This is a genomic window from Acidobacteriota bacterium (assembly GCA_020349885.1).
Classification (GTDB): Bacteria; Acidobacteriota.
The window spans coordinates 156020-180271 of the sequence record CP070701.1 but is presented as its reverse complement, the minus strand read 5'-3'; the positions used below and the strand labels follow the sequence as shown (position 1 = coordinate 180271).

At 58.4% G+C, this 24252-nt stretch carries 18 protein-coding genes; all 18 read right to left on the bottom strand.

Annotated features, from left to right (window positions below; translation table 11 throughout):
* The 18 genes from JSV08_00835 to JSV08_00750 all read right to left on the bottom strand — a co-directional run bounded on the left by JSV08_00835 (position 1) and on the right by JSV08_00750 (position 24215).
* Complete coding sequence (locus JSV08_00835; GenBank protein ID UCF81001.1) at positions 1 to 1296, bottom strand: polysaccharide biosynthesis/export family protein; 1296 nt, start codon at positions 1294 to 1296, stop codon at positions 1 to 3.
* Positions 1297 to 1626: 330 nt separating this feature from the next.
* Complete coding sequence (locus tag JSV08_00830) at positions 1627 to 2904, bottom strand: outer membrane beta-barrel protein (protein ID UCF81000.1); 1278 nt, start codon at positions 2902 to 2904, stop codon at positions 1627 to 1629.
* Positions 2905 to 3513: 609 nt separating this feature from the next.
* Positions 3514 to 4662, bottom strand: coding sequence for a nucleotidyltransferase family protein (locus tag JSV08_00825; protein ID UCF80999.1), 1149 nt, complete (start codon positions 4660 to 4662; stop codon positions 3514 to 3516).
* A complete protein-coding gene (locus JSV08_00820; GenBank protein UCF80998.1) occupies positions 4655 to 5803 on the bottom strand; it encodes a glycosyltransferase family 2 protein in 1149 nt (382 codons plus the stop codon). The genes JSV08_00825 and JSV08_00820 overlap by 8 nt, the downstream gene beginning before the upstream one ends.
* A 23-nt stretch (positions 5804 to 5826) precedes the next feature.
* Positions 5827 to 6798, bottom strand: coding sequence for a GDP-mannose 4,6-dehydratase (locus tag JSV08_00815; GenBank protein UCF80997.1), 972 nt, complete (start codon positions 6796 to 6798; stop codon positions 5827 to 5829).
* Entirely contained in the window at positions 6795 to 7928 is a 1134-nt protein-coding gene (locus tag JSV08_00810) for an undecaprenyl/decaprenyl-phosphate alpha-N-acetylglucosaminyl 1-phosphate transferase (GenBank protein UCF80996.1), read from the bottom strand. The genes JSV08_00815 and JSV08_00810 overlap by 4 nt, the downstream gene beginning before the upstream one ends.
* 10 nt (positions 7929 to 7938) lie before the next feature.
* Positions 7939 to 9147 (bottom strand): glycosyltransferase family 4 protein, encoded by a 1209-nt coding sequence (locus tag JSV08_00805; GenBank protein UCF80995.1) that lies wholly within the window; start codon positions 9145 to 9147, stop codon positions 7939 to 7941.
* 17 nt (positions 9148 to 9164) lie between these two features.
* Positions 9165 to 10271, bottom strand: a complete 1107-nt coding sequence (gene wecB, locus JSV08_00800; GenBank protein ID UCF80994.1) for a UDP-N-acetylglucosamine 2-epimerase (non-hydrolyzing) — start codon at positions 10269 to 10271, stop codon at positions 9165 to 9167.
* Positions 10268 to 12430 (bottom strand): bi-domain-containing oxidoreductase, encoded by a 2163-nt coding sequence (locus JSV08_00795; GenBank protein UCF80993.1) that lies wholly within the window; start codon positions 12428 to 12430, stop codon positions 10268 to 10270. Before JSV08_00795 ends, wecB begins: the two co-directional genes overlap by 4 nt.
* 69 nt (positions 12431 to 12499) lie before the next feature.
* Positions 12500 to 13465 carry a glycosyltransferase family 4 protein gene (locus tag JSV08_00790; protein ID UCF80992.1) on the bottom strand — a complete coding sequence of 322 codons (966 nt, stop codon included), beginning with the start codon at positions 13463 to 13465 and terminating at the stop codon, positions 12500 to 12502.
* 159 nt (positions 13466 to 13624) lie between these two features.
* Positions 13625 to 14482 carry a glycosyltransferase family 2 protein gene (locus JSV08_00785; protein UCF80991.1) on the bottom strand — a complete coding sequence of 286 codons (858 nt, stop codon included), beginning with the start codon at positions 14480 to 14482 and terminating at the stop codon, positions 13625 to 13627.
* 62 nt (positions 14483 to 14544) lie between these two features.
* Complete coding sequence (locus JSV08_00780) at positions 14545 to 15477, bottom strand: NAD-dependent epimerase/dehydratase family protein (GenBank protein UCF80990.1); 933 nt, start codon at positions 15475 to 15477, stop codon at positions 14545 to 14547.
* Between the two features lie 259 nt (positions 15478 to 15736).
* Positions 15737 to 16846, bottom strand: coding sequence for a glycosyltransferase (locus JSV08_00775; protein ID UCF80989.1), 1110 nt, complete (start codon positions 16844 to 16846; stop codon positions 15737 to 15739).
* A 43-nt stretch (positions 16847 to 16889) separates the two neighbouring features.
* A complete protein-coding gene (gene alr, locus JSV08_00770; protein UCF80988.1) occupies positions 16890 to 18023 on the bottom strand; it encodes an alanine racemase in 1134 nt (377 codons plus the stop codon).
* A gap of 5 nt (positions 18024 to 18028) precedes the next feature.
* On the bottom strand, positions 18029 to 18748 hold the full coding sequence (locus JSV08_00765; protein UCF80987.1) for a glycosyltransferase family 4 protein: 720 nt from the start codon (positions 18746 to 18748) through the stop codon (positions 18029 to 18031).
* A gap of 503 nt (positions 18749 to 19251) precedes the next feature.
* Positions 19252 to 20688, bottom strand: a complete 1437-nt coding sequence (locus JSV08_00760) for an O-antigen ligase family protein (GenBank protein UCF80986.1) — start codon at positions 20686 to 20688, stop codon at positions 19252 to 19254.
* Positions 20689 to 20765: 77 nt separating this feature from the next.
* Positions 20766 to 21926: a glycosyltransferase gene (locus JSV08_00755; GenBank protein UCF80985.1), complete on the bottom strand. Its 1161-nt coding sequence runs from the start codon at positions 21924 to 21926 to the stop codon at positions 20766 to 20768.
* Between the two features lie 168 nt (positions 21927 to 22094).
* Positions 22095 to 24215: an alginate lyase family protein gene (locus JSV08_00750; protein UCF80984.1), complete on the bottom strand. Its 2121-nt coding sequence runs from the start codon at positions 24213 to 24215 to the stop codon at positions 22095 to 22097.
* Positions 24216 to 24252 lie beyond the last annotated feature (37 nt).

The window sequence follows — 24252 nt, the reverse complement described above, 5'->3', positions numbered from 1 at the left end:
TTAGATAATACGGCGTTTGACGACGATCAGGTCTTCGGGCTGGAGAGGAATGTCTTTGCTCTTTCCCTTCTTAATGCGGTTTAGGTTTATATTATATTTCTTCCGTTCGCCATCCGGCGCGGTTCGAATGAGTTGAAGGTTGCGGGCGCTGCCCCACTGTCCGACTCCTCCCGCCTCAAGAATGGCGCGGTGCACCGTAAGATGTTCCTTATATTCATACACGCCCGGCTCGTCCACTTCTCCCGAAATGTAAAAGTAAAGGGAAGTTTTCGGCACTTCAATAATATCACCGGAAAAAACATAAATTTCCTGGTAGGGAGAACTCAGAACTCCAAACAGTTCCTTAACGGGAACCTGAAGCACCGTCATCTCTTCGCCAATTTTGCGGGACAAATAGACATTCCTGGCTTCCTCGACCTGTTCCGAATCCCCCATGAACCCCTCTGCTAACCCGCCCGCCTCAATCAATGCCTCGGGCAGGGTCATGGGGATATGAAAAAAAATTTTCCCGGGACGTTGAACCCTGCCCCCGACGAATATCCACCGACTCGCGTATTGCGTCACGACGACCTTCACCTGAGGATCGACCAGATAATCCCGCGCCAAAGTCTCTTGCAGGTGCCGCTCAATTTCGGCCGCCGTGCGGTCTATTAATTGCACCTCACCAAGGAAGGGATAGTTCACGTAGCCTTTGGACGGCACGTTCAACTCCATGGAAAGATCCCCATGCCCGTATACCGAGATTGAGATTGCGTCTCCCTCGTCAAGCCGATACTCGGAAGGCGTCGCGGCCAAAAACAGTGAAAGAATTTCGTCGTGGGGCTTCACCATCCACGAATTCGCCTCGGTGTCGGGAGGCAGGGGTCTTTCCAAAGCGGCAACTGAATCCTCACGCTCAAAAGCGATAGTCAACACCTTGCCACGGGGCTCCACCCAAGCGAGCGACACGCCACGCACAACGTCAAATTGGCACCGCACGACTTTTTCGGGTCCTTTAATGAAATACACCTTAACTTGTTTCAGAATCTCATTGTTGAGCTCGTACACTTGTTCTTCGGCCTCGAATCCTGAAAAGTCAAATTGGATTTTTCCCGTTTTTGTTTTACTCTCGTAAATAAATCTTTTCTCGACCGCTCTGGACGCGTGGATCTCCACGCGAAATAAGTTTTCCTTCTGGGCAAAGCGAAAATCCGTCAACACCCCCCCTCCCCTGGCTCCGAGGCACAGAATTACCCCCCCTATCACGCCCAATAGGGCCATGGAACGCCCCTTTCGTATCCGCCAATCAAACCACATGGGTTTATTATACCAAAAAAGAAACCGAAAAAATAAGAAAAAAATCTTCCCGCGGCAAAGGGCAGGCCGGCGTCGATAGCGTTACGGGGCAGCCGGGGCCGGCCACCACCTCAAAGAATCGCGACATTACAACTTTCCTGATAAGCGGTTCAGGTTACAGCGTGGCGATCCCCTGTTTCACTCTGGTATGGAAACCCTAACCGCGTTTTTAGAACCGCATGTTTCATGGAATACAGCAGCAGGAGCTTTCGGCAGAAATTGCTTGCTCCCCGTGCTTTCTACCGGAAACCTTCCAGCGGTTACCAACCGCACCCTACAACGTCAAAGTATTTACCACCCCACCTGCACTTGCACCGTGTAACGGTTGCTTACGTAGCTGTAGGCGCCAATGGAGCTGTCTCTGTCTTGATATGTATAGTTGAAGCGCGCGCTTCCACGCTCAAGAAAATACATTCCAACGCCCACCTTCACGCCTGAAGTATCGTCGTCGCGCCTCTCTCCCGGAAACTCCGTGCTTAGAGCAGGATAACTGTTTTGCTGATAACTTATCCCCAGAGACCAGAAGGTGACTTGGGAAAGGTTTTGGGTCACCGTTAACATGCCTGTCGCCGAAACATAATAGTTGCTTCCCAGGAAGGAAGATTGATTTTCCGCTCGGGAGAAATTTGCCACCGCCGTGGTTTTCGGCGAAAACCGATTGTTGAGCTGGAGCCCGTACACAAGGCCGCGATATTGACCCTGCCCTGCAGAAGCTTGGCCGGCGGTTTGAAATTGGTCATAATGCGACCTTCTGTAGCCCACGGATATCTTTCCAGAAAGCGTCGGTGTCAAGCCCTCTCCCAGAGAGGCTTGAATGGCCTCGGCTGTCGATTTGCGTTCCTCATCCAGGCCTTGAGCGCTTCGATCCTGCTCCACCCAGGTACGGCTAGCAGAAATTTCAAACTTGGTTAATGGACTAATCTCAAGATCCATGCCTAGGTACGCCCTTCGAGTAGTGTAATCGAAAAAAGCTATGGGTTCGCTCGCCGTGGCAGGCTCGTCAAAACGCACGGTGGTAAAAGCCCCTCCCCCAACAACTGCAAGCTGCCGCTTAACCCGTTGTCGTACCTGCAGCACCATCGTATTCGAGACGAAAGGCTGGCGTCCCCACACCACCTCACGATTTTTATCAAATGCCTCAGTGTACAGCGTGGTTCGCATATAGCGGTCCTGCGCGGTAACGGTCATTCCGCTGCTCAGGATAAGTCGCAAATCCGCTATGGCTGTATGCGTCCAATTGTCCCGCATCGCGTATTCGTCGTACTCACGGTACTCGCCCGCATACCCCACACGAAAGTAACTCGTCAGAAACGGCATCTCAACCATAATCTTGGGACGAACCGCATAGCTGGCCGATTTCACCCGCCTGACGTAACTAGGGGTCAGAAATAGATTGTCTTCATATTGATAAATAAGCTCAAGGGTGGGATAAATGACAAAGTTGCCCGCCGGAATCCCCTGCCCTGCATTCCCTCCAGGCAAGCCCGATCCTGAATCAAGCGCCTGCACCGTCCCCGCAGGCACCATCATCAGTACAATAATTACGAAACGAATCCACCTAGACGGCATGTCACACTTTCAGCGACGAAAGCTTCTGCAGCTTCCCCCACAAACCTCCATAGTTTCCCACATAAAGAAGCTTCAACATTAGCACACCTCAAGTGCCGTTGTCAAGCTTTTTTAAGGCGGAATTTTTTCCTTTTTCAGGCTTCCCAAGGTGGCGGGCACCTCCCTCTATGAAACATGCAAGCACCAAGCCACGCTGCGCTCCTCCACGCCGACATGAGGCATCCGACCCCGGGCGGGCTTGCTCAAAGCAACGGCCCCTGGCCGCTCGGACGGCTTGCTCAGCCAACGCCTGAAGTGAAATTCGTTCTTGTTTACAGAGAGTTACAGGACGCGTGTGGTTGATCAAAAGGAGATTAACCGGAAAGACACAAAAATACGGCGTGACGCTTCTTTGCTTCGTGAAGCCACCGCTCCACAGCCGGAGAATGAAGGGCAATTTCCGTAGCAACAGCTTTTTCCGGCCCCTGCCCTCCCCCTCCCAAGGCATGCACGAGATATAGTCAGCCTTTTCTTCCGCCCCCTCCACCCGCGCGATAGCAGCGTTTCGACGAGGTGCGAGCCGACAAAACCGCCCCCCCCCAAAAACCGCAGCACAGCGCTTTCGTTCGCTCATCCCGCGAGCCCCGGCCATGTTTTCCTCCAACGCTGGACCTCCCCACGAGGCTCGCTACCGTAGCGAAGCCATTTACAAAAACGAGGAAATTCCGCGCCCAAGCTGGCAAGAGGGTGATCACAAACAAGAACGTTTACCAACTCCTTACGCAACCTGGGTACCGCTTCAATATGTTTCCAGCTTGAGCGAGTGCGCTTGCTATCACACACAATCCATTTTTCCAGCGCCGCCTTCCGAAAGGGAGATATAGGATACCGATCAAGCACCTTATCAAGAACCGTATCCGGTGTCCAAAGCGCAGCCATCCTCAGAGCCGTGTAGAGAACAGTACGCATCCGCCATTTTTCCGCTCGCGCCGTTAACACATCCACGTCCACGGGCAAGGTTCGCAATACCTGCGCAAAATCGTCCCAGCGAGTCCAAGGAAGCGCAAAATAGCTCTTCGCCGCATGCAGAGCCAAATGCAAGAGCAAATCCTCGGGGCAAAGGACACGAAGGGCCTCCCCTTGCCACGGCACGCTTCGTTGCCATACGCCGCCAAGGTCAATACGATAGCGATGGGAAGGAGCAAGGTGCCAGTGAATGTCCAGAAGGAAATGCGTCCGATCGGCACAATGGACCACGGGCACCTCGAAATAGCAGCGTTCAAGCCAGTGCTGCAGTTTCGGCGGCGGGGGACCATATCCAAGCCCATATGCCGTTTCCATCACGCTTTTCACATCGCAGGGGCGGCAAAGGATGTCAATGTCTCTAAAAGGGCGCTGAGTCACGCTCTTATAAACAGCCTGGGACAAGTAAACTCCTTTCAAGAAGATACACGAAATCCTTTTTTCTCCAAGGGCACGCACCAGCTTTTGGAATTCCTCCAGCATATAGGCAAGGCGAGTCTGAATTCTCTTGTGCTTTTGCTCAAGCACTTCCAACACTTCGGCGGGCATGAAAATCACTTCGGGATGTGCCGACAAGTGCTCGCGCACGTACATTACCGCATCGGCGTCCTGAACGTGCTGCAGCCATACCTGCCATTCGGCCACGGAGAGCGAGGCGTGCCTTTCCCGAAGAGCCTCAAGGCGCTCCTCCGGAGCCCCGCAAAGAAGGGCATCCAGGTACTCGGAGCAAAGAACTTGCACCTGTGGGCTATCCATGGCTTTGGGCCGTTACGTCTGCGCGATTCGAGCGGGGGCTTTCCCACGCAGGTTTCTGCGTGCGCGTGGCAAAGCGCCAGAGGCCGACCACGGAGGCGGCGTTGACCACGACGAAATATAGAGGGAGATAGAAGAAAGGCACGCGCCGAAAGCCCGGCAACATTCCCAAAAGGGCGCACCCGTAGAACAGGGCTTGCACGCCGAGGACAAACGCCCATTCCGGGCGGGCCGGCGCGAGGGCCGCGCTTCCCGACAATATGCCCCCCAAAAACACCGGCACCAGCCAGCGAAGGATCTTGTGCGAGAGCATGCGAAGCGTCCGCGCCGGCCGCATGCGCCCCAGCCGCAGAAACGCCACTTCGGCGCAGCCCGCGATAATCCGCGCTTTTCGCAAAAATTCCTCCACGTGCGTGCCGACGCTGCTCTCCCAGGCGCGGACATCGCGGTCGTAGACGACCCACGCTCCCTGCTCCGCCACATCCTCCGCGGTCTGAAAGTCGTTGGCCGCCCGGGGAGAAAGGGGGCGAAACAACTCGCGCCGAACGGCAAAAAGCGTGCCGTTGGGAGAAAGAAGCGCCCCTCGGCGCCCTTCCCACTCCCGCAGGCGGCTCTCGTAGAGCCAGTAAAGGTTTTCACCACGGCTCGAAGGCGTGCGGGCGTCCCGATAGCGAAGCTCTCCGCACACGCAGCCCACGCGCGGGTCGGAAAAATTCCGGACAAACTTCCTCAAGGCATCGCCCTCGTACATGACGTTCGCATCGGAAAAGGCGACCACCTCGCCCCTGACGCGTGGCCACGCGCGGTTGAGCGACTCGCTCTTCCCCAGGCGTTCGCCGGTTTCGTGGACCTCTATGCGCGGGGACTTTTCCGCGATGTCCGCCGTCGCGTCATCCGAGCCGTCGCTGACCACCAACGCCTGAAGGCGTTCCTGGGGATAGTCCAGCGCGAGGGTGTTCTCGAGCTTCGCGGGAAGAATCCCCGCTTCGTTGTGCGCCGATATGACCAGTGTGAGCGAGGGAAGGTATTCCTCGTCCCGTTTCCACGCCCGCGGCTTCACACGCGCCGCAAACCATGCCAGCGTCGGATAACCGACGTAGACGTAGGCGACCAGAATCAAACAGGCCCAGAAAAGCGATTCCATAGGAATGTTTCCCGCGGTTTTTCCTACAGGATGTCCCCGTTGCGGAAATACTCGACGACGTCGCGCAGTATCTCCTCTACGTTCTTGGTAGGCTCGAAGCCGATAAGGCGGTGCGCCTTTTCGATGCTCGGTACGCGGCGATGCATGTCCTCAAAGCCCTCCTCGTAGGCTTCGTCGTAGGGAATAAGCTTTATCTCGGAGCGGCTGCCCGCGACACTCTTGACCTGGCGGGCGAGCTCCAGAATGGCAATTTCGGTGTTGTGCCCCACGTTTATCACGGCCCCCACCGTCTTGTCACTCTCCATCAATGCCGAGAGCGCCTGTACCCCGTCATGAACGTGAAGGAAGGAACGGCTCTGCGTTCCGTCCCCGAAGACGGTGATGGGCTTTTCCTGAAGGGCCTGCTTTGCGAACGTCGGGATTACCATGCCGTAGCGGCCGGTCTGGCGCGGCCCCACGGTGTTGAAGATGCGGGCGATTACGACGGGGAGTTTCTTCTCTTTCCAGTAAGCGAGCGCCAAAAATTCGTCGATGGCTTTAGAGCAGGCGTAGCTCCACCGCGACTTGTTGCTCGGACCGAGCACCATATCGTCGCTCTCGACGAACGGGACTTTCGAATTCTTTCCGTAGACTTCGGACGTCGAGGCAATGAGCACCTTCTTTTTCTTATGGTTCGCAAGCTCAAGAATAACCTCCGTGCCTTTGATATTGGTCTCGATCGTGTTGACCGGGCTTTCCACGATGAGCCGAACGCCCACCGCCGCCGCCAGATGAAAGACCACATCCGCCAGATCCACGAGCTCCGCAAGCACTGGGCGATTCATGATGGAGTCGATGACGTATTCGAAATTGGGCTTCTTTTTTAAGGCCTCGATGTTCTGCATGCTCCCCGTCGACAAATTGTCCAACACGGTCACCTTGTGCCCTTGCTTCAAATAGTGCTCGGCGAGGTGGGAGCCGATGAAGCCCGCTCCTCCCGTAATCAACACGTTCATGTTTTGGTCTCCTTACGCTTTTTCCGAAGCGCCGCCGCATGCGCAAGCAGCACCCTTTCGAGAACGACGATCACACCGAACGTCATCAGAATTTGAAGGAGCAGGATGAAGCTCGTCCTCGCATCCGCCCTGAGCAGCAGCGTGGCGTTGATGCCGATGCACAGTGTCAGCAGATAGATAAAGAGCACCGCCTGCTTCGGCGAAAAGCCGAAGCGCATGAGCCGGTGCACGAAGTGATTCTGATCGGCGAGCACCGGCGAGCGACCCTGCGCAAGGCGAATCGCAATTACGGAAAACGTGTCGTAGAGCGGAATGCCCAAAATCAGCAGGGGGATCAAAATCGGGAGCAGCCAATTTTCCCCGGCCGCGACGTCCGTCGTGAGAAGCACTGCCACGGCGAGAAGATACCCGATGAGCATGCTGCCCCAGCTTCCCATAAAAATGCGCGCCGGAGGAAAGTTGTAACGGAGGAATCCGGCGACCGCTCCCGCCAGCACAAGCAGGAAAACCGCCGGGAGCGGCTGACCGCCCAACGCCATAACCCACGCCAAGAGAAGCGCCGCGATGGCCCCTACGCCGGCCGCCAGCCCGTCAGCGCCGTCCAGAAGATTCATCGAATTCGTAATCCCCACAATCCAGATTACGGAAACGAGCCAAACCAGGGGTTGGGGAAAAACTGCAATGTCCGGCTTGATCCCGATGGCTACGACCGCGACGGCGATTAGAATTTCGAAGAGGAACCGCATCCGAATTGAGACGCCCCGCACGTCGTCCAGGAGACCGAGCGCCGAGATGAAAGCCGCTCCCAGAAAAATCGTCCACATCCTCCCCGAAAAGGCCCAGATGCCATGCAAATAGGAGCGGTAGAATTCCGGCACGACCGTCTGCACGAATCCGCTCTGGGCCATCATGGGTTGCACCGCGTAGTGAAACGCCACCACGGCCACGATGGCGCAGAAGATCGCCCCGCCCCCAAAAAGGGGAAGGGGCTCCGTGTGAAGCTTTCGCTCCCCCGGATGGTCCATCACCTGAAATCGTAGGGCGAATCGCCGAAACAGCGGAACGAGGAAGAGAGAAACCCCCGCGCTCACGAGGAAAAAGTAAAGGTAAATGAATCGCCACCGGATCATGGTGTTTCCCTCATGCCGCCGCCTCCAAAAGCGCCGCATAACGCTCGGCCTGTTTCTGGCGGCTATAGTGCTTCAAGACGTAGGCGCGCCCCGCTTCCCCAAGACGGCGCCCCTCGTCCGGGGCCTGCAAAAGAAGGTGGATGGAATCGGCGAGCGCGGCTCCGTTTTCTGGCTCGAACGCGTACCCGCAGGCGGCCTCCTCGACGAGGCGCCGCGCCTCTCCCTGTACACCAAGCAAAACGGGCCTCGCGGCCGCCATGCCCTCGAACAACTTCGAGGGAACGGTAATCTCAAAAAGGGGAAGTTTTCGCAGGGGCACCACCACCGCATCGGACGCGGCCAGAATCGCCTGCGCCCGCTCACGCGGCTGTTCGGGCAGGAAATGGACGTTGGCGAGGCCCCGCGCCCGGGCCTGCTCCTTGAGGGCGTCCTTGCGGGCGCCCTCTCCGACCATAACAAATTGCACATCCGAACGCTCCCGAAGCTTTTCCGCCGCGTCGAGCACCACCTCCAGGCCGTGGCTCATGCCGTGCGTTCCTACGTAGGCCACGAGGAATTTCCCGTCGAGCCCCAGCTCGGAGCGAATCGAAGAAGCTGGACAAGGAGACCGGGAATCCACGCCGTTCGGAATCACGCCCACCTTGTCCGCCGGGATTCCGCGCCCCACGAGGTTGCGCTTCAGCCCTTCCGTGACCACCACCACGCGCACGGCGCGGTGATAAAGGGCAAGCTCGACGCGTTCCAGCCACCGAATGAACCACCCTCTGCGCATGGCGCCGACCTCGACGATGACCCGCGGCCACAGGTCGCGTACTTCGAACACGAACGGACATCGCTTGAGGCGGCTGAGGCCGTAGCCCGCCAAGGCCACGAGAAGCTGCGGGGAAGTGGCCACGAGGACGTCCGGACGCGGTGCAAGCCACATGCCCAAAAGCATCGACGACAGGAAAAACGAAGCGTAGCTAACGGCGCGCCTGAGCCCCCGGTTCGGCGTGGCCAGAACGTAAGTGCGTATCACCCGAACGCCATAATGCCGCTCCCGAGCCCAGAGACGCCAACGATAGTGCGGGGGCTTGACGCCCGTCGGATGATGGGGAAACGCCGTGAGAACGGTAACGTCATGGCCCGCGTTCGCCCAGTGCCTCGAGAGCTCGCAGACCCGGGCCGACGGAGCCCCCATCTCCGGCGGAAAATACTGGCTGAGGTAGAGAATTCGCATAAGAGAGCCTGAAAAAATTAGTCGGCGAGTTCCGCGAGCACCCGCACGATCCTCTGGGCCGCGCGGCCGTCCCATTTTTCGGGGATGCGGCCCCGCTTGCCGCGCCCCTCAAGAATGGCCTCTCCCTCGCGCACAATACGCGCGTGGTTCGCCCCGACCAAGACGTTTGTTCCCTCCTTGACGGTTTCCGGACGCTCGGTGTTCTCGCGAATCGTGAGGCAGGGAATACCGAGCGCGGTCGTTTCCTCCTGGATGCCGCCCGAGTCGGTCATCGCGAAAGAGGCATGCGCCAGCAGGTAGAGAAATTCCAAATACCCGAGCGGATCGGTAAGTGTGAGATTTTCCTGGCGCTCCATCCGCTCCAGCAGGCCGAATTTTTCCGCCATATCCCGCGTGCGGGGGTGGACCGAGAAGATTATGGGAATGCGCTTGCCCAGCTCCTCGAACGCGTCCAGGATTTCCTCGAACACGCGCGGCTGGTCCACGTTGGAGGGGCGGTGCAGCGTTACGACCGCAAATTGGCCCATCGACCGCCCGTCCAAAAACGCCGGGCGGCGCGCCAGCTCCCGGTGCCGCATAAGGGTGTCGATCATCGTGTTCCCCACGAAGAAAATCTTTTCGTCCGGGATTCCTTCCCGCCGTAAATTCTCGCATGCCCCGCGCGAGGTCGCAAACAGGAAATCCGACAGAGCGTCCGTCACGAGGCGGTTGATCTCCTCGGGCATCTCGCGGTCGTGGCTGCGAAGGCCGGCCTCGACATGGGCCGTCCGGATCCCCATTTTCGCCGCCGTCATGGCGCATGCCGCCGTCGAATTCACGTCGCCGACCACCGAAACGACGTCGGGGCGCCATTGCTCGACCACCGGCTCGAACCGCTTCATGATTTCCGCTGTCTGCCGGGCATGGCTCGCCGAGCCCACCTCGAGATTGACGTCGGGCTTAGAAATGCCGAGCTCGTCGAAAAAAAGCTTTGACATGGGTTCGTCGTAGTGCTGGCCGGTGTGCACCAGGAATTGCTCCATGGGCCGCTGCGTGTGCTCCCGGTTGTAGTGCACCACCGCTTCCATCAAGGGCGCAATCTTCATGAAATTGGGACGTGCGCCCGCCACGTGAATCACCCTCATGGAACAGGCTCCTCCATCAAGATTTTCTCCCCGGTGCGGAGCGAATCCAAAACGCGAAACGTCACTTCCGTCGTATGCGCGGCCTCGTCGAACGGCACGGGCGACTCCCCACCCTTCGCGATCGCGTCCACGAAACACCGCAATTCCTCCCTGTGGCCCTTGTCCTGTACCGAAAAGCGCGTGGTGTCCGTTCTATCCTTGTAGCCCAGCGTGACGGCCCGATAATCGTCGAGGTGGGCGTAACGCCTCTCGCCGAAGACCTCAACCCGCTCCTTGGCCACGGTTTCCGGGCCGCATGCGAGATAATGAACGGTGCCCACGGAACCGTCCGAGAGCGAAAGCGTGACCGCGATGCTGTCTTCGTTCACCGCGCCGGGGTCCGCGCTCTTGAGGCTCTCGGCGTAGACGGAACGGGCGTCCGACCCCGTGAGATAGAGAATCCAATTGACGAAATGGCAAACCTCGCCCACGATGCGCCCTCCGCCTTCGACGGGGTCGTGGACCCAGTGCTCCTTGGGGATGAAGCCGGCGTTCACCCGATAGTGGATGAAGAGCGGCTCCGCGCGCCCGGAGAAGTGGTCCCGTATCTTCTGCGTCGCCGGCGCGAACCGGCGGTTGAATCCGACGCTGAGAATCGCGGAGGCGCGGGCGTACGCTTCGACCATGGCCTGTAGTTCCTCGTCGTTGAGCGCAAGCGGCTTTTCCAAGAAAACGTGCTTGCCGCGTCGAAGCGCCTCCTGCGCGAGCGGGACGTGCAGGTTGTGGCGCGTGGCAATGAGAACGGCGTTGGTTTCCTCGTCCTCCCACACGTCGTTCGCGTCGTTTCCGGCGAAAGCGAAACCGTACTGCGAGGCGACGCGCTTCGTCGGAATGCTCTCTGCGGTGACCAGACCGCGGAATTGGACGGTGCCCAGTTCGCGCAGCTTGGGAAGGAGCACCCCCTGCGCGAAATTGCCCGCGCCGAGAACGCTCATTCGCACTGGTGCGGCCGGAGCCACCCTGCGCACGGGGAACGTGACTTTGGTCTCGAGGGGTTTTTTGGCGTCGTAGGTAAGGACGAGGCCCAAGTAAGATTCTTTGGATTCTCCCGTCAGCAAGGCGTAGGCCTTCTGGGCTTCCTCGATGGGAAAGCGATGGGTGGTAATTCTCTGTAGGCGAACCGCTCCTTCCGCCACGAGGCGCAAAAAGTGCTCCATGTTGCGGCGCTCCGTCCACCGCACGTAGCCGTAAGGATAATCATTTCCTTTCTCCTCGTATTCGGGGTCGTAGCGGCCCGGCCCGTAGGAGCGGGAAAGGCGCATATCGAGCTCTTTCATATAATAGGGCTGCCGCGGCACGTTCAATCCCATGGCACCCACGACGACGACGCGCCCCCTCTCGCGCGTAATCTCTCCGGCCAGCTCAATCGGGTCGTTGCTCGTCGTGGAGGCCGTCAAGATGGCGGCGTCCACGCCCCGGCCGCCCGTAAAGCGCTTGATTTTATCCTCAACCTCGTCCGTTCTGGAAAGCGCCAAGTCGGCACCGTGCTCCTGGGCGAGCTTGACCTTTTCCTCGTCGAGGTCCACGCCCACCACGCGCACACCCGAGGCTTTCAAGATCTGCACCGCGAGCTGACCGAGCAGCCCCAGGCCGACGACCGCAACGCTTTCCCCCATCCTCACATCGGCCTGCCGGACCCCCTGCATGGCGATGGCGCCCACCGTGACGTACGCGGCGTCCTCGTACGAGACGCCGTCGGGAATCCGCACACAGAGGTTTTTGGGAATAAACACCACCTCGGCATGGTTCGCGTAGGAGGCACCGGCGCATGCCACGCGCTCCCCGACGGAGAATTCGCCGAGCCCGGGAGAGGCGGCCAGCACCTCGCCCGAGCAACTATAGCCCAGGGGTGTCGAGGCGCCCATGCGCGCCCGCACCTTTTGAAGCGTCGCGCGCCACCCTTGGGTGCGCACCATCTTCAAGACGCGCTGCACCAAATCGGGGCGCTCGCGGGCCGTCGTGATGAGGCTCTTGCTCCCAACGCTTATCGTGGCGCGCTCCGTGCCCGCGCTGATGAGCGACGCATGGTTTCGCACCAACACGCCCTCGCCCCGAATCATCGGCGCGGGAACTTCTTCCACGACCACCCCCGCCTTCGGCTGCTGGACTACTTGTTTCATAAGATGTCGGAGTTATAACAAGAGATTATCTTAACAAAAGGGGAAAAGGGCCTGCAAATGAGTCTTGAATTAACGGCCATCACGCGCGCGGCTCCATGTTGTGAATGCATCCAGCAGCCGCGCAATTTCGGTATCCACGGAAAAATCCTTTATCCGTTCCTGCCTCGCTTGTCGCAACCGCTCTCGCAGCGGTTCGTCGAAAAGCACTCGATGGATGGCCTTCGCCATGCCCTCCGCGTCCCGCGGCTCGACGTACAGGGCGGCGTCCCCAGCGACTTCCTGAAATACGGGAATGTCCGAAAGCACCATCGGGAGGTTCTGCGCCATTGCTTCGAGTATAGGATAGCCGAAGCTTTCCTGCAAAGACGGAAGCACCATCAGACCGGCATTCCGGTACCATTCTCTCACGGAAGACGGCAGACATTTTCCTGCAAAATGCACACGCCCGCTCAGGCCATGGCTACGCACAAGCCGCTGCAAGCGTCGGAAGTACCCTCGGTGAAAGACCTTTCCCACCATGACCAAATCATGGGGAAGCCGAAACCTGCGAATCAGGAACGCATAGGCCTCAAGCAGGGTATACAGATTCTTGTGCACGTAAACGCCGCCCACGTAAAGCACATAGGACGAATCCTTCCAAGACTTGTTCGGGGAATCGCAGGCGAACTGCGGGATCCCATGATGCACCACGGCCCGCTGCTTGGGAATGGGCAGTCCCAAGTCCGCAAGCGCAGCAAGAAAGGCTTTTGTTTCGCAGACCAGCCCTGCGGCTTCCCGTAGCGATCTTTCGCCCAAACGACGCAAAGCAAGAAGGCGCAGCCGCCCCCGAAGGGATATCCCGTGCGGCCTCGCATTGTAAATCGTCTCATCGCGTGCCGCCACCACACATGGCATCTGGCAGCGCAAAGAGACGACGTCCGACATACAGTAGAGCATTTCCGCGCCGCCTAGGCGCGCCTCTTCGCTCAGATAAAAATGCTCATACAGCAGACGACCGGCAAGCGTTCGGCAGACCTTCGGTTGAACAATGCTCACGTGCGGGGCGCGGTACGGCGCGGCATCCCACGTGGGAGGCAGGAAGACGGTAAAGCGGTGGTCGGTCCGCCTCGAAAACCCGTCGAGGAGGCTCGCGGCGTAGGTCGCGCTCCCCCCCTCCATCGCCGCCAGTGCGTTTACGGCCAAATGCATGGCAATTCAGGACGAAGAAGCTTTTTGCTTCTCCTGCGATTTCTCTTTGATTTTGAGCTCAATCAGGTAGAAAAAGAACGCTTTCAGCACGCTGAAGTGGAAGCCGGCGATGCCGTCGAGGAAGCCCCTGCGATAGACGTACAGGTACAGAAAATACAAGAAGCTTCGCGCGGGAAGACAGGGATAAATCTTGTAGCGAATGAAGCGCTTGCGCTCGGCCTGGGAGCCGCGCCAAAAGCGAAGCGGAATGTACCGCCCGACGTTGTGCTTAAAGTACTCTTCCGCTTCTCCCGTCGCGTACACATTGTGCTTCGCCACCCAGTCCGAGATCCCCTTATGGTTTTCATGGATCATCGGCTGGCGAAGGTAGCCTATCTTTCCCTGCACGATCATGTGCGGATTGACGCTGTGTTCCTCCCGGCGGGCCTTGTCCTTTCGTATGAGGCGGACGAACCAGGTCGGATAGCACGATGAGTATTTGATCCACTTCCCCATGAACATGACCTTCCACGTCACCCAGTAAGCGGCCTCCTCGCGCGACGGGTCGGAAACGGCGGCCGCAATCTCGTCGCGGAGCCCCGGCGTAATCTGCTCGTCCGCGTCGAGAACGTAGACCCAGTCGTTCCGAATGGGCATGGTGTCGAGAGCCCAGTTGAGCTGGCGACCGAATCCCTCGAACGGATGTTGAACGATTTTATCTTTATCCGTATGCTGGCGCGCGATTTCAAGGGTGCGGTCGGTGCTGAAGGAATCGACGATAAAAACCTCGTCGGCCCAATCGGCGACGCTCCGCAGCGCATGGGGAAGATTCTTCTCCTCGTTATAGGTCATGATGATAACGGAAACAGGAATCCGCGCCGCCATGGAAAGAAAAAGGCCTTTTCAGAACTTGTCAGCCGGGCGGAAAATCGCCGCCCGCGCCGATCCTACACATTCTTGTATAAATTTTCCCGGTACCACCGAACCGATCTCTCGATGCCTTTGTCAATCATGGTTTCAGGGCTGTATCCCAGTATCCGCCTTGCCTTGGAAATATCCGCAACGAATTTTTCCACCTCGCCGATTCGACTCGGTCCGATGGAAAGTTCGGTTCTTCCCGCCATGGCGCCTTGGATCTTCCGTGCCACCTCAACAAGGGAAAGCCCCTGGCCCGACGCGATATTAAACACGTCGTTTTGCACCTCGTCGAAATTCTCAATGCACTTGAGCACGCCGCAAACCGCGTCGTCGATGTAGGTGAAATCCAGCAGTTTCTCTTCACCGTAAACGACGATATCCGCCCCTTCGGTCGTCTTCTTGATGAAGAGCGGAATAATCCTGTCGGTGTCGTCGTACATACCGTACACGTTGGAGAACCGCACGATGACGAAGTCCAGGTCGTAGCACTGGTGATAGGCATGCACCAAGGCCTCGCCCCCCACCTTCGACGCCGTGTAAGGGCTTTCGCAATTGCGGACGTACGCTTCGTTTTCGAAGTGAACAATTTGGTTCGAATTGCCGTACACCTCCCGGCTGGAAGCGAAGAGAATCCTTTTTATGGCGTTCCTTCTGCAAAACTCCAAGGTATTGAACAGCGTCTCGAAATTATCTCTGGCCAAAACCGGATCCAAGACCAGGTTGTACACCCTGGCGTTTGCCGCCAGGTGAATAACCAAGTCGGCATCCGTAGGCAAAACCTCCATCTGTTCCCGGCTGCGCAAATCGACGTTTGTCGTCAGCGAATTGATGCGCTCGGACCATTTATTGGGCACCCAATCCACGCCCCTCACCGTATAATTTCGCTCCAGCAGCTTCTCGCATAGCCTGGTGCCTATGGTTCCGCTGCTTCCGGTCACGAGGATGTTTCGAATCATAGCCATAAAAACGCCCGACCCGAGCCGCTACGCCCTCTTATCCGCGAGGGGCTTGCAGCCCTGCAAGAGAAGATTAAAGCCAATCTGCTTCGGCACGAACCTCCGAACGAACGAAGAAAAGAAGAGGCGCCGCCCGATCCTCAAATCGTATGGAGTCACAACAGTCTCGACGTGCAATTTTTCAAGGTCCTTAAACATAGCACACACTTCCCGCACCGTGAAAGCCTTCGTGCCGGGGCTTTCCATGTGGACCGCATCGCCCTGTTTACGCTTCACCGTGGTATGCAATTTTTTCCAGGTTTCCAAGAACGATGTCGAGGTGCTCCTCCCATTGAAATTTCTCCGCCTGTGCACGCCCCGCCGCTCCCAGCTGCTTGCGGGCTTTCTCGTCGCGAAGCAGAGCCACAACCTCCCGCGCCATCGTCTCGTCGTCAAAGACCGGCACATAGCGAACGGCTTCCCCACACAGTTCCCGCGTCGTGGGAATGTCCGCTGCCACGATGGGCAGTCCATAACCCATGGCCTCGATAAGGGGAAAGCCGAAAGACTCGCAATAAGAGGAGAAAAGAACGAGGTCCGAGGCCCGGTAGAGGGACGGCACGCATCCGTAAGGCAGTGTGCGGTACCATACGACCCGGTCGCGGGTCGCGGGCGTCAGCATGGGATCCACATCAAAATCGGGGGTGAGCAGAAGCCAGCAATCGGGTTCTTCCCGAAGCACGCGCTCGAACGCCCGAAGCACGGTGGGCAAATCCTTGTGAATGTTTAAAAGCGAAGGATAGTGGAGCACCTTTCCGGAACGGCGCAGATCTTCCAGGCGGCGCAAAACGTCTTCCGGACACGCGCCGTCCGTTGCGAATCCGGGCAATTTCCACCCGTACGGCGCTGCGGCGCTGGGCTGCTTGATCCAGGGCCACTGCTTCAGCACCTCCCGCCGCAGGGCCTCGGTGGGAAAAAGAAGCATGTCCGTCGAGCGAACGGCGGCCCATGTGAGCCAGCGGCGAAACCGCATGCGCATATATTCCCGCCACGCCCGCTGCTTGCGAAGCACGCGAAAATGCAGCGGCGAGAAATAGAGCGCGTTCTGAATCCAGAGCGCCTGGGGGCACGGCGAGGCGTGCAGGGCGAAATTGATCGAAACCAAAACGTCCACGTTTTCCCGCTTCAGGATTCGGCGAAGCGCGCACTGGTCCCAGGCGAATCGACCCAGAAAGAACCAGTGGCTCGCGGGATTGGGCCGAACGTCGAAATTGGGCGGCATGTTCGCGAAACGGCGCACGTGCTCCGGCGGAACATAAATAATATACGTGTGCGGCGTTCCGTGGCGGCTCAAGGACAGCGCGAAATTGAGCACATACGTCAGCAGCCCGCTCATCTTGGCGGGGGTCGCATTGATGAGGACACGAAGGGGGCGAGTCTCAGGAGTCCTTGAGTTTTCCATTGCGTCGATAGAGACGTGGAACGCGGATTCCGATGTGGCACGTGACCTCGTACGGTATCGTGCCGCACCGCCGGGCCGTTTCTTCCACGGAGATTCTTTCCTCACCGTCCGCGCCGATCAAAGTGACGATGTCGCCCACCTGCACCGGATCGTCCGGCTCCAATCCCACGGTGAGCAAATCCATGGAAATGCGCCCCAGGACGGGACGGCGCCTGCCGTGCACGAGAACGGGCGCGCCGGCGCATCCGTTGCGAAAAAGACCGTCGCCGTAGCCCACCGGCACCGTGGCCACGCGGGTCGGCCCAGCCGTGCGGAACGTAGCCCCGTATCCCACGGGGTGTCCCTCGCAAAGCGTCTTCACCGTCTGGATGCGGCTTCGCAGCGAGAACACCTCTTCGATCGCGACGGTGCGCAAGTGAGGGTCGAGAAGATGCATGCCGAAAAGGACGCCCGCCGGCCGCACGGCGCCGTGATGGGCCTCGGGAAAGCGCTGAAGGCCCGCGCTGTTGAGGGCGTGTATCATGGGAATGTCGTGCCCCGCCTCGCGGAGCGCGTCGAGGATTTTGCGAAAACGCTCGATCTGCGTCCGGCTCCAAGAATCGTCCTCCTCTTCCGCGCAGCCAAGGTGGGTGAAACACCCTTCCATATGCACGCCCGGCAAGCCGGCCATCTCGGAGACGGCGGCGGTGGCTTCTTCCCATGGCAGGCCCAGGCGCCCCATGCCCGTATCGACCTTGACGTGAACGGGAATCCGCCGGCCGCGGGAGTCCGCCCAGCGGCTCAGGGAGCGCGCCGCCTCCAAATCACACACGGCCGCAGCAAGGTTCAAGCGAAGAATATCTTCAAATTCGCCGGTAAAGGGAGGTGACAAGACCAGAACGGGCATCGTAATCCCCGCCTTTCTAAGCCGCGCCCCCTCATCGACCGAAGCCACGCCGAATGCGTCGACCCCGAGGGCCTCCATTTCCTGGGCCACGGGAATCACGCCGTGCCCGTAGGCGTTGGCCTTAATCGGAACCAGCAACTTGACCGACGGCGCCAACAGGGTGCGGATCCGCCGGACGTTCTCGCCCAATCGGTCCAAATCGATCTCCGCCCAGGCGCGAAACACGGGCTTCAAAGCCTCCCCTCTTCCACCGCCTGGAAGGCCTTTATGAATCCTTTCGCTTCAAGCTCAATGCTGTGGTTTTGCACCATCCGCCGGGACCGCTCTCCCATCGCATGCGCATCGCCGGAAAGCACCCGCTCCATGGCCTCGGCCAAGACGGCGGCGTCTCCCGCGGGAGTCACATAACCGTTCTCACCGTCCCGCACCAGGTCAACCCAGGCTCCGACCCTATCGCTGACGACGACCGGAAGGCCGGACGCCATCGCCTCGTTCACAACCAGTCCCCACGGCTCCTCTTCCGAGGGCAGCACGAACACATCCGCCGCCGCGTACGCCCGCGGAATTTCCTCCTGCTGCATAAAGCCCGCCAGGACGACGTTCGGAATCCCCTCTTCCGACACCACCCGCTCGACCCACGCGCGCAGACTCCCCTCGCCGGCAAGCACAAGGGCCGCGTCCGAGCGATGCTTGCGGAGGCGGCTGTAGGCGCGCAGGAGACACGAAAGGCCCTTGACTTTTTCCAGGCGGCCCACGAAAAGGATCACCCGCCTGCCGCCAATCCGCCAGCGCGTTTTGACCGCCTCGCGCTCCGGCCTCCAGCGGGCGCTCTCGCGCTCAAAATAGGCGTTGTCCACGCTGTACGGCGCCCAGAACAGCCGGTCGGCGGGAAAGCTCATCTGCTCCGTCCAGTACCGGGCGTTGGAGCGCCCGATCACAAGGGCTCCCATACGCTGGCTGTCCAGGCAATGCGCCAGGCAGCGCCGGCGCCATTTTCGAAACCCGCGAAAGGGCTGGAGTGCGTTGGCGTCGTTCCGCAACAGCACGGGGATCTGACCACAGAACGCCCAGAGCAACGCCCCCATCATAGGCCATCGGTCATAGCCGTAGGAAACCACCACGTCCGGCCCAAAGCGCGACAACTCACGGAAAACGGCGCCGTGCATGTGGCGAACGCGAGTCTTCCGCCGAAGCCAAGCTCTTCGCGCCTCGGGCAGCCACGTTACGGGATAAGGAAACCGCCCGTTGTTCCATAGCACCGGCTCCTGCGCATAGAAAACCTCCAGCCGAAACTGCCCATCCCGGACCAGGCGAGAGAATATATGCTCACGATAAGGAGCGGGGGAAATTGCGACAACAGCAATCCGCACGGTCTTCTTATTAATGACGTTTGTTTAAAGAACGGAAGGGTTGAATTGAGAAGATACGAACTTGTTTGGGCAAAAGTTGATAATTACGCCGGGGGCGGACTTTCTCCCTCAACAGCTTGCGAAGGAACGAGGCCCAGCTCTTTCTCTTCCATGCTCGTCAGAACGTACAGCAGCAAGGCGGCCTGATACCAAAAGAAAATCGACCACATGCTGCCCGCGGCATAGAGCCATCCCTCAAATTGGCAATTAATAAAACCTCCCACACAGCCCGCCAGCAGGACGCACATGCGGTCTTCCTCTTCCGATAGGGTGCTCCTCTCCAAAATAATACGGCGATAGCGTTGCCCCCCATAGTAAATGAGCATAAGGGGAGGCAAGTATCCCAAAACCGCCGCCGGCAGCCCCCCTCCCTCCATAAGCATCATCAAGCTGCTGCCCGACTCTTTCATCGCGGCCCCGGAACTAAGAGAAAAAGTCCAGTATTTCCCACATCCTTCGCTCAACCCAAACCCCACACCGGTCAGGGGATATTTTTTAAAAACGTCCCACTGACGCTCCCAGGTTGACCTCCGAGAGCGGAGCGCATCGCCGGTGACAGAGCCCTTGTAGATATAGGTCTGCAAGAAGCTATGGCGCATGGCAGGGGAAAAGGTTATCTGCATCACGAACGCAAGGAACAGAAGCCCCACGAAATAAGCAAATCCAGCACGATTCCGAGCGAACCAATACAACGAAACACCGACCAAAACTCCAAGGAGACTTGCGCGGGAGTGCGTCCGGAGCAGAAAGAAGAAATTCATCCCCACAAGCACAAGCCACGAGATTCTGACAGGACGGTTCATGGAGTTGTAAAACTGATAGACCACATACGGCAAGGTGAGAGTGAGAAACGCCCCCAAGGAATTGGGATTGCCCAGAACCGTTTTACCTACCGCTCCCGCTGCTCCTATTACATGCAGAAACGACCACACCGTGACCACGACATTGGAATAGGCCAGCATCACCATGAGGGTCCCAAAATCCTTCGGATTAAACTTCAGATGATAATAAAGCATCACCGCCATAGCCAGGAATACCAACAAAACGCTGATGGACTTGGCAAACGTGAGAAGAAAATTCTCCGAATAAAGACTGGAGGTAAAAATGAACACAAGAAACGCTATCCACGCAAGATGATACCGCGTCAAAACCATGCGCCCTCTATATTGTGATACCGCGCGCCAGACAAACGGTAGCAGGCCTACCGCGAGAACAAGCCAGCGCTCCTGCATAAAATGAAAGGTGCTGTGCAGAACATTTACGATGATAATAGCCATTAACGCCACATGCAGACGCTTGACCGCGAAGCCGACCAAAAACAAAACTGCGGTCAGGCTAAAAATGGAATACCATCCCCTCTGGACGGCAATCTGGGCCACAACATACACGCCGAAAACACCCAGAACGAGCGGGAGCAAAATGGTGCGGGCCGCCGTAAGAGGCCGCTCCCATTGCCCCATACGAAACGCAAAGGCTTGCATCACCGAAACCTCATAATTCTTCCTCGACTATAGCACATTAATCGCCGGCAGAGAAACAGGAAGCTTCCTCTACGGCTCTACGAAAGAAGGGTGGCCAAATTGCGGGTAAGTTCCTTTCGGTCGAAAACCTCGAAAAATTCCTTGGCCGGCTGCGTGCGCACGCCGCGGCGCCACATCGCGTGAGCCTCTTGCAGAGCGCCCGCAATGGCTGAAGCGTCCTCGGAATAGCAGGCCCAGCCCAACCCATACCGCTCGATGATGTCCTTGGTCGGACCGCCCTCGACCCCACCGATGACGGGCACCGCGGCACGCCCGCACTCGTAGAGTTTTCCCGGAACGGCAAAATTGGCGCTACCTCTTACACATTGAAAGACGAACAGCGCGCCCGCTCTCCGCATCTCACGTGCCACCTCGGCATGGGGGATGTGCCGCACAAATCGAACCTTGTCTTTTAAAACCTCCCGCCACGGCCTCTGGTCGTAGCCGAAGAGGCCGAAAAACTCCACTTCCAGGTCACGCCAAACCGGTGATCCGCGCAGACTTTCGAACGCTCGAAGCACGGCGTCCGGCCTTCGCCCGCTTCCTATGCTTCCGAACGAGCGCACGCGAAATTTATTTCGATCCTGGCCCACCCCGTCCATCGAGCCAAAGTCAGCCTCGTCAAACCCGTTGGGAAGAACGCAAATTTTCGAGGCGTGCTGCGGATATCGAGAACGAAAATCTTCGGCCGCCGGCTCCGTGACGGCGATCACCCAATCGGCGGCCTCAACGACGCGGCGCTCCATCCGCTGCTCGCGCCACCGTCGATACGGATTCTTGAGGAAGGGATTAAACCCCACGTTTGTCGCCCATTGATCCCGGAAATCGGCAATCCAGGAAAGGCCGTACCGTCGCTTAAGGGCCAATCCGATAAGGTGAACGCTATAGGGCGGCGACGTCGTGTAGAGGGCGTCCGCCTTGCAGGAGGCGAAAATTTTCCCGGCCTCCGCCACCGCCGTACGCTTCCATAGACGCTCACGGTCGGGAACAAAAACATATTTGCGCACCCACAAAAACGCCCTCGACCATATTCGCCGCCGAAGAGACTCCTCGGAAGACGCCGCGGAGGCATGCGAGGCCTCCTCTTCAATCAACCGCGACGCCACGGTGTCGCGTCGACGCACCCATCGAACCAAAAACGCCGGCACATAGGGCGCCGTGGTCACGATCTCCGCCTCCTCGGGCAGCTCACTAAGCAACCCTTCATCGTGCAAAAGGGGAGATAGGTTACGGTGCGTAAGCACCAACGGCTTCCAACCGAAAGATGGCAGATATTTTGCGAATTTAAGAGGACGCAGGACACCGCCCACCATCGTGGGCGGAAAATCGTGGCATACCATCAGAAGATTGCGCACGGCATGCTCGCTTCAATTATCCGCACGAAGCGCAAAAGCTGCCCGCATTTCTCCCGCGGCCGTGACGCGCCATCGCAGAATGAGAGCCGGCGCTTTGCAGCCATAGGATCGGGAAACCCACCCTTCTACGACCTCGGGAGAAGACGCCAGATTGGCCTCAAGCAAGAATTGCCTCTCCCCCGCACGCAGGTGGACGGGCATGGCCGCATCTCTTGGCTCGCCGTCCGCCTTGGGCTCCGCACCAGCCACAAAACAGCCGGGGGCAAGGTGCAGATTCCATTCGTAGCGGTGCGGCCCCGAAGCGGTCAACGTATCCTCCCAGCGGAACAATCGATTCCTCTTGTCAAAAATCATGCGCCTGCGGTGCACCAGGCCTTTCTCGAGCCGCTCGTAGCCGTAATGCTCGCCCTCGAAAATGTCCTCGTCGTTACCCGTCTTCCATTGCCGAGCACGTGGAAAAGCACATTCCTCCATGGAAAACAGGTTGTACCCGTCGAACCGATTCTGCTCCGTCCCGTCCACGCACACCGTATTATGATAACGGGTGGAACGAAGCAGGCAGCGCATCTTGGGATCCGCCGTGTAGAGGTAGCAACCGGGATCGACAATCAAGGCCTGGCCACCGAGCCAAATTTCCATACTCAGCGCGTCACAGTGCGCATGGCCCCCTCCCCCGTTCAAGCCGACGCCGCCGCAGCGGACCAAAACGAAATCCTCGTTGTGGCGCATCACGTAAAAGCCCCCTTGCGGATACGCTCGGCTCTCCAGGCCGTCGGCCGCACCATCACCGGCCGAAGAAGAAGGAAATTCCCCGGAGGGCCACAGCCACCAGGCCGTCTCCCGGCCTTCAGGGGAGGCGGCCCGCAACCACTCATCCCGCTCAAACAGCCGACCGCCGACGACCAAAAGATGACGGAAATCATCCTTTTTCTGCGACCCGTATCCGGCCAGAATGTGAAGCCGCCCGTCGTCATGGTCGCCGATCAAAGGAGATGTGCCGTCGGGACACCTCGTCCGGTATACAAACTCGAACATTTTTTCCAGAAGTTCCGTGAATTCTTCGCCCATCATCCGCCGAATCGCCTGGGCGTCGTTCTGCGGCGTCGGCTGCGTTTCCGGGTCCTGATTCCTTCGCGCCGCCGCGATGCTCCCCATCACAAAAAGCTCCAGCACAAGATGGTGATACGCCGTGGACATCTCGTAACTCGTCCCGTCGGCATGCACCTGAAACGCCATCTCCTTGCGCAACTCCTGCGTCCCGAATTCAAGCCACGCCCTGCCCTCTTCGGTCTCCGTGAACAGCGAGCCCAAATAAACGAGGCCAACAAGGTTGGAAAGATAATGGTTGCCGCGCCTCGCCGGGTCGTACTCCAAGTTGGAGCGGATAAACCGGCCATGCTCGTAAAGGCAAAGAAGAAATTTTTCCCAAAATTCCTCCCGATCCCGCATGACCTCATAGAAAAAGCCGTAGCCGTAAATCCAGTTAACGGCCCGAATGGCCACGTCCATCGGGCATTTCCAATTGGGCCCGTATTCTACGGGATTCTTGTTCATCCAATCCGCAACCTGCAATGCAAATTCCTCGGCGTATCTCATATCCCGACTCAGCCAAAACGCTTTTCCCAGCGTCGGGATGTGCTGGAATCGCGACAACTCCCAGGGGACTTTAATGTCAGAATCGTCGGACGGGTTGTACACCCAGAGGGCTTTGTGGTAGCGAAGCTTCCAGCGATGCCCGGATTTGAAATCCTGCCTCCAGTCGATCGTTCTGCCCAGCGGCACCGGGCCCGAGCCCAGTATGTCAAACTCGTGATCGCAAATTTTATCCGCGCGCCGGAGAATCTCCCTCACATAGGGTTCACCACCGAACACTTTGCGAAAGCTCGAGCGCTGGCGGTCCGCGATCATCAAGCAGGAATTCGAACGCGCCCAGATTTCTTTCGCAAGAGACGCTCGCATCGCGGCGGGAAACACCCGGGCGAACGCCTGAAGCGTAAGCGCATCCGGGAACAAAAAGGCGCTGCACCGCTCCCACTGCCCCGCGCCGTACCCGCGCAAACGCACTAGGAGCTTGCGCGCGAGGATGCGCACGGGGGTTTCTCGAATCCTTCTCAAATAATATGAATAATCCATGCAAAAAAATCTCAACCCCATCTCAACCCGAGAGTTG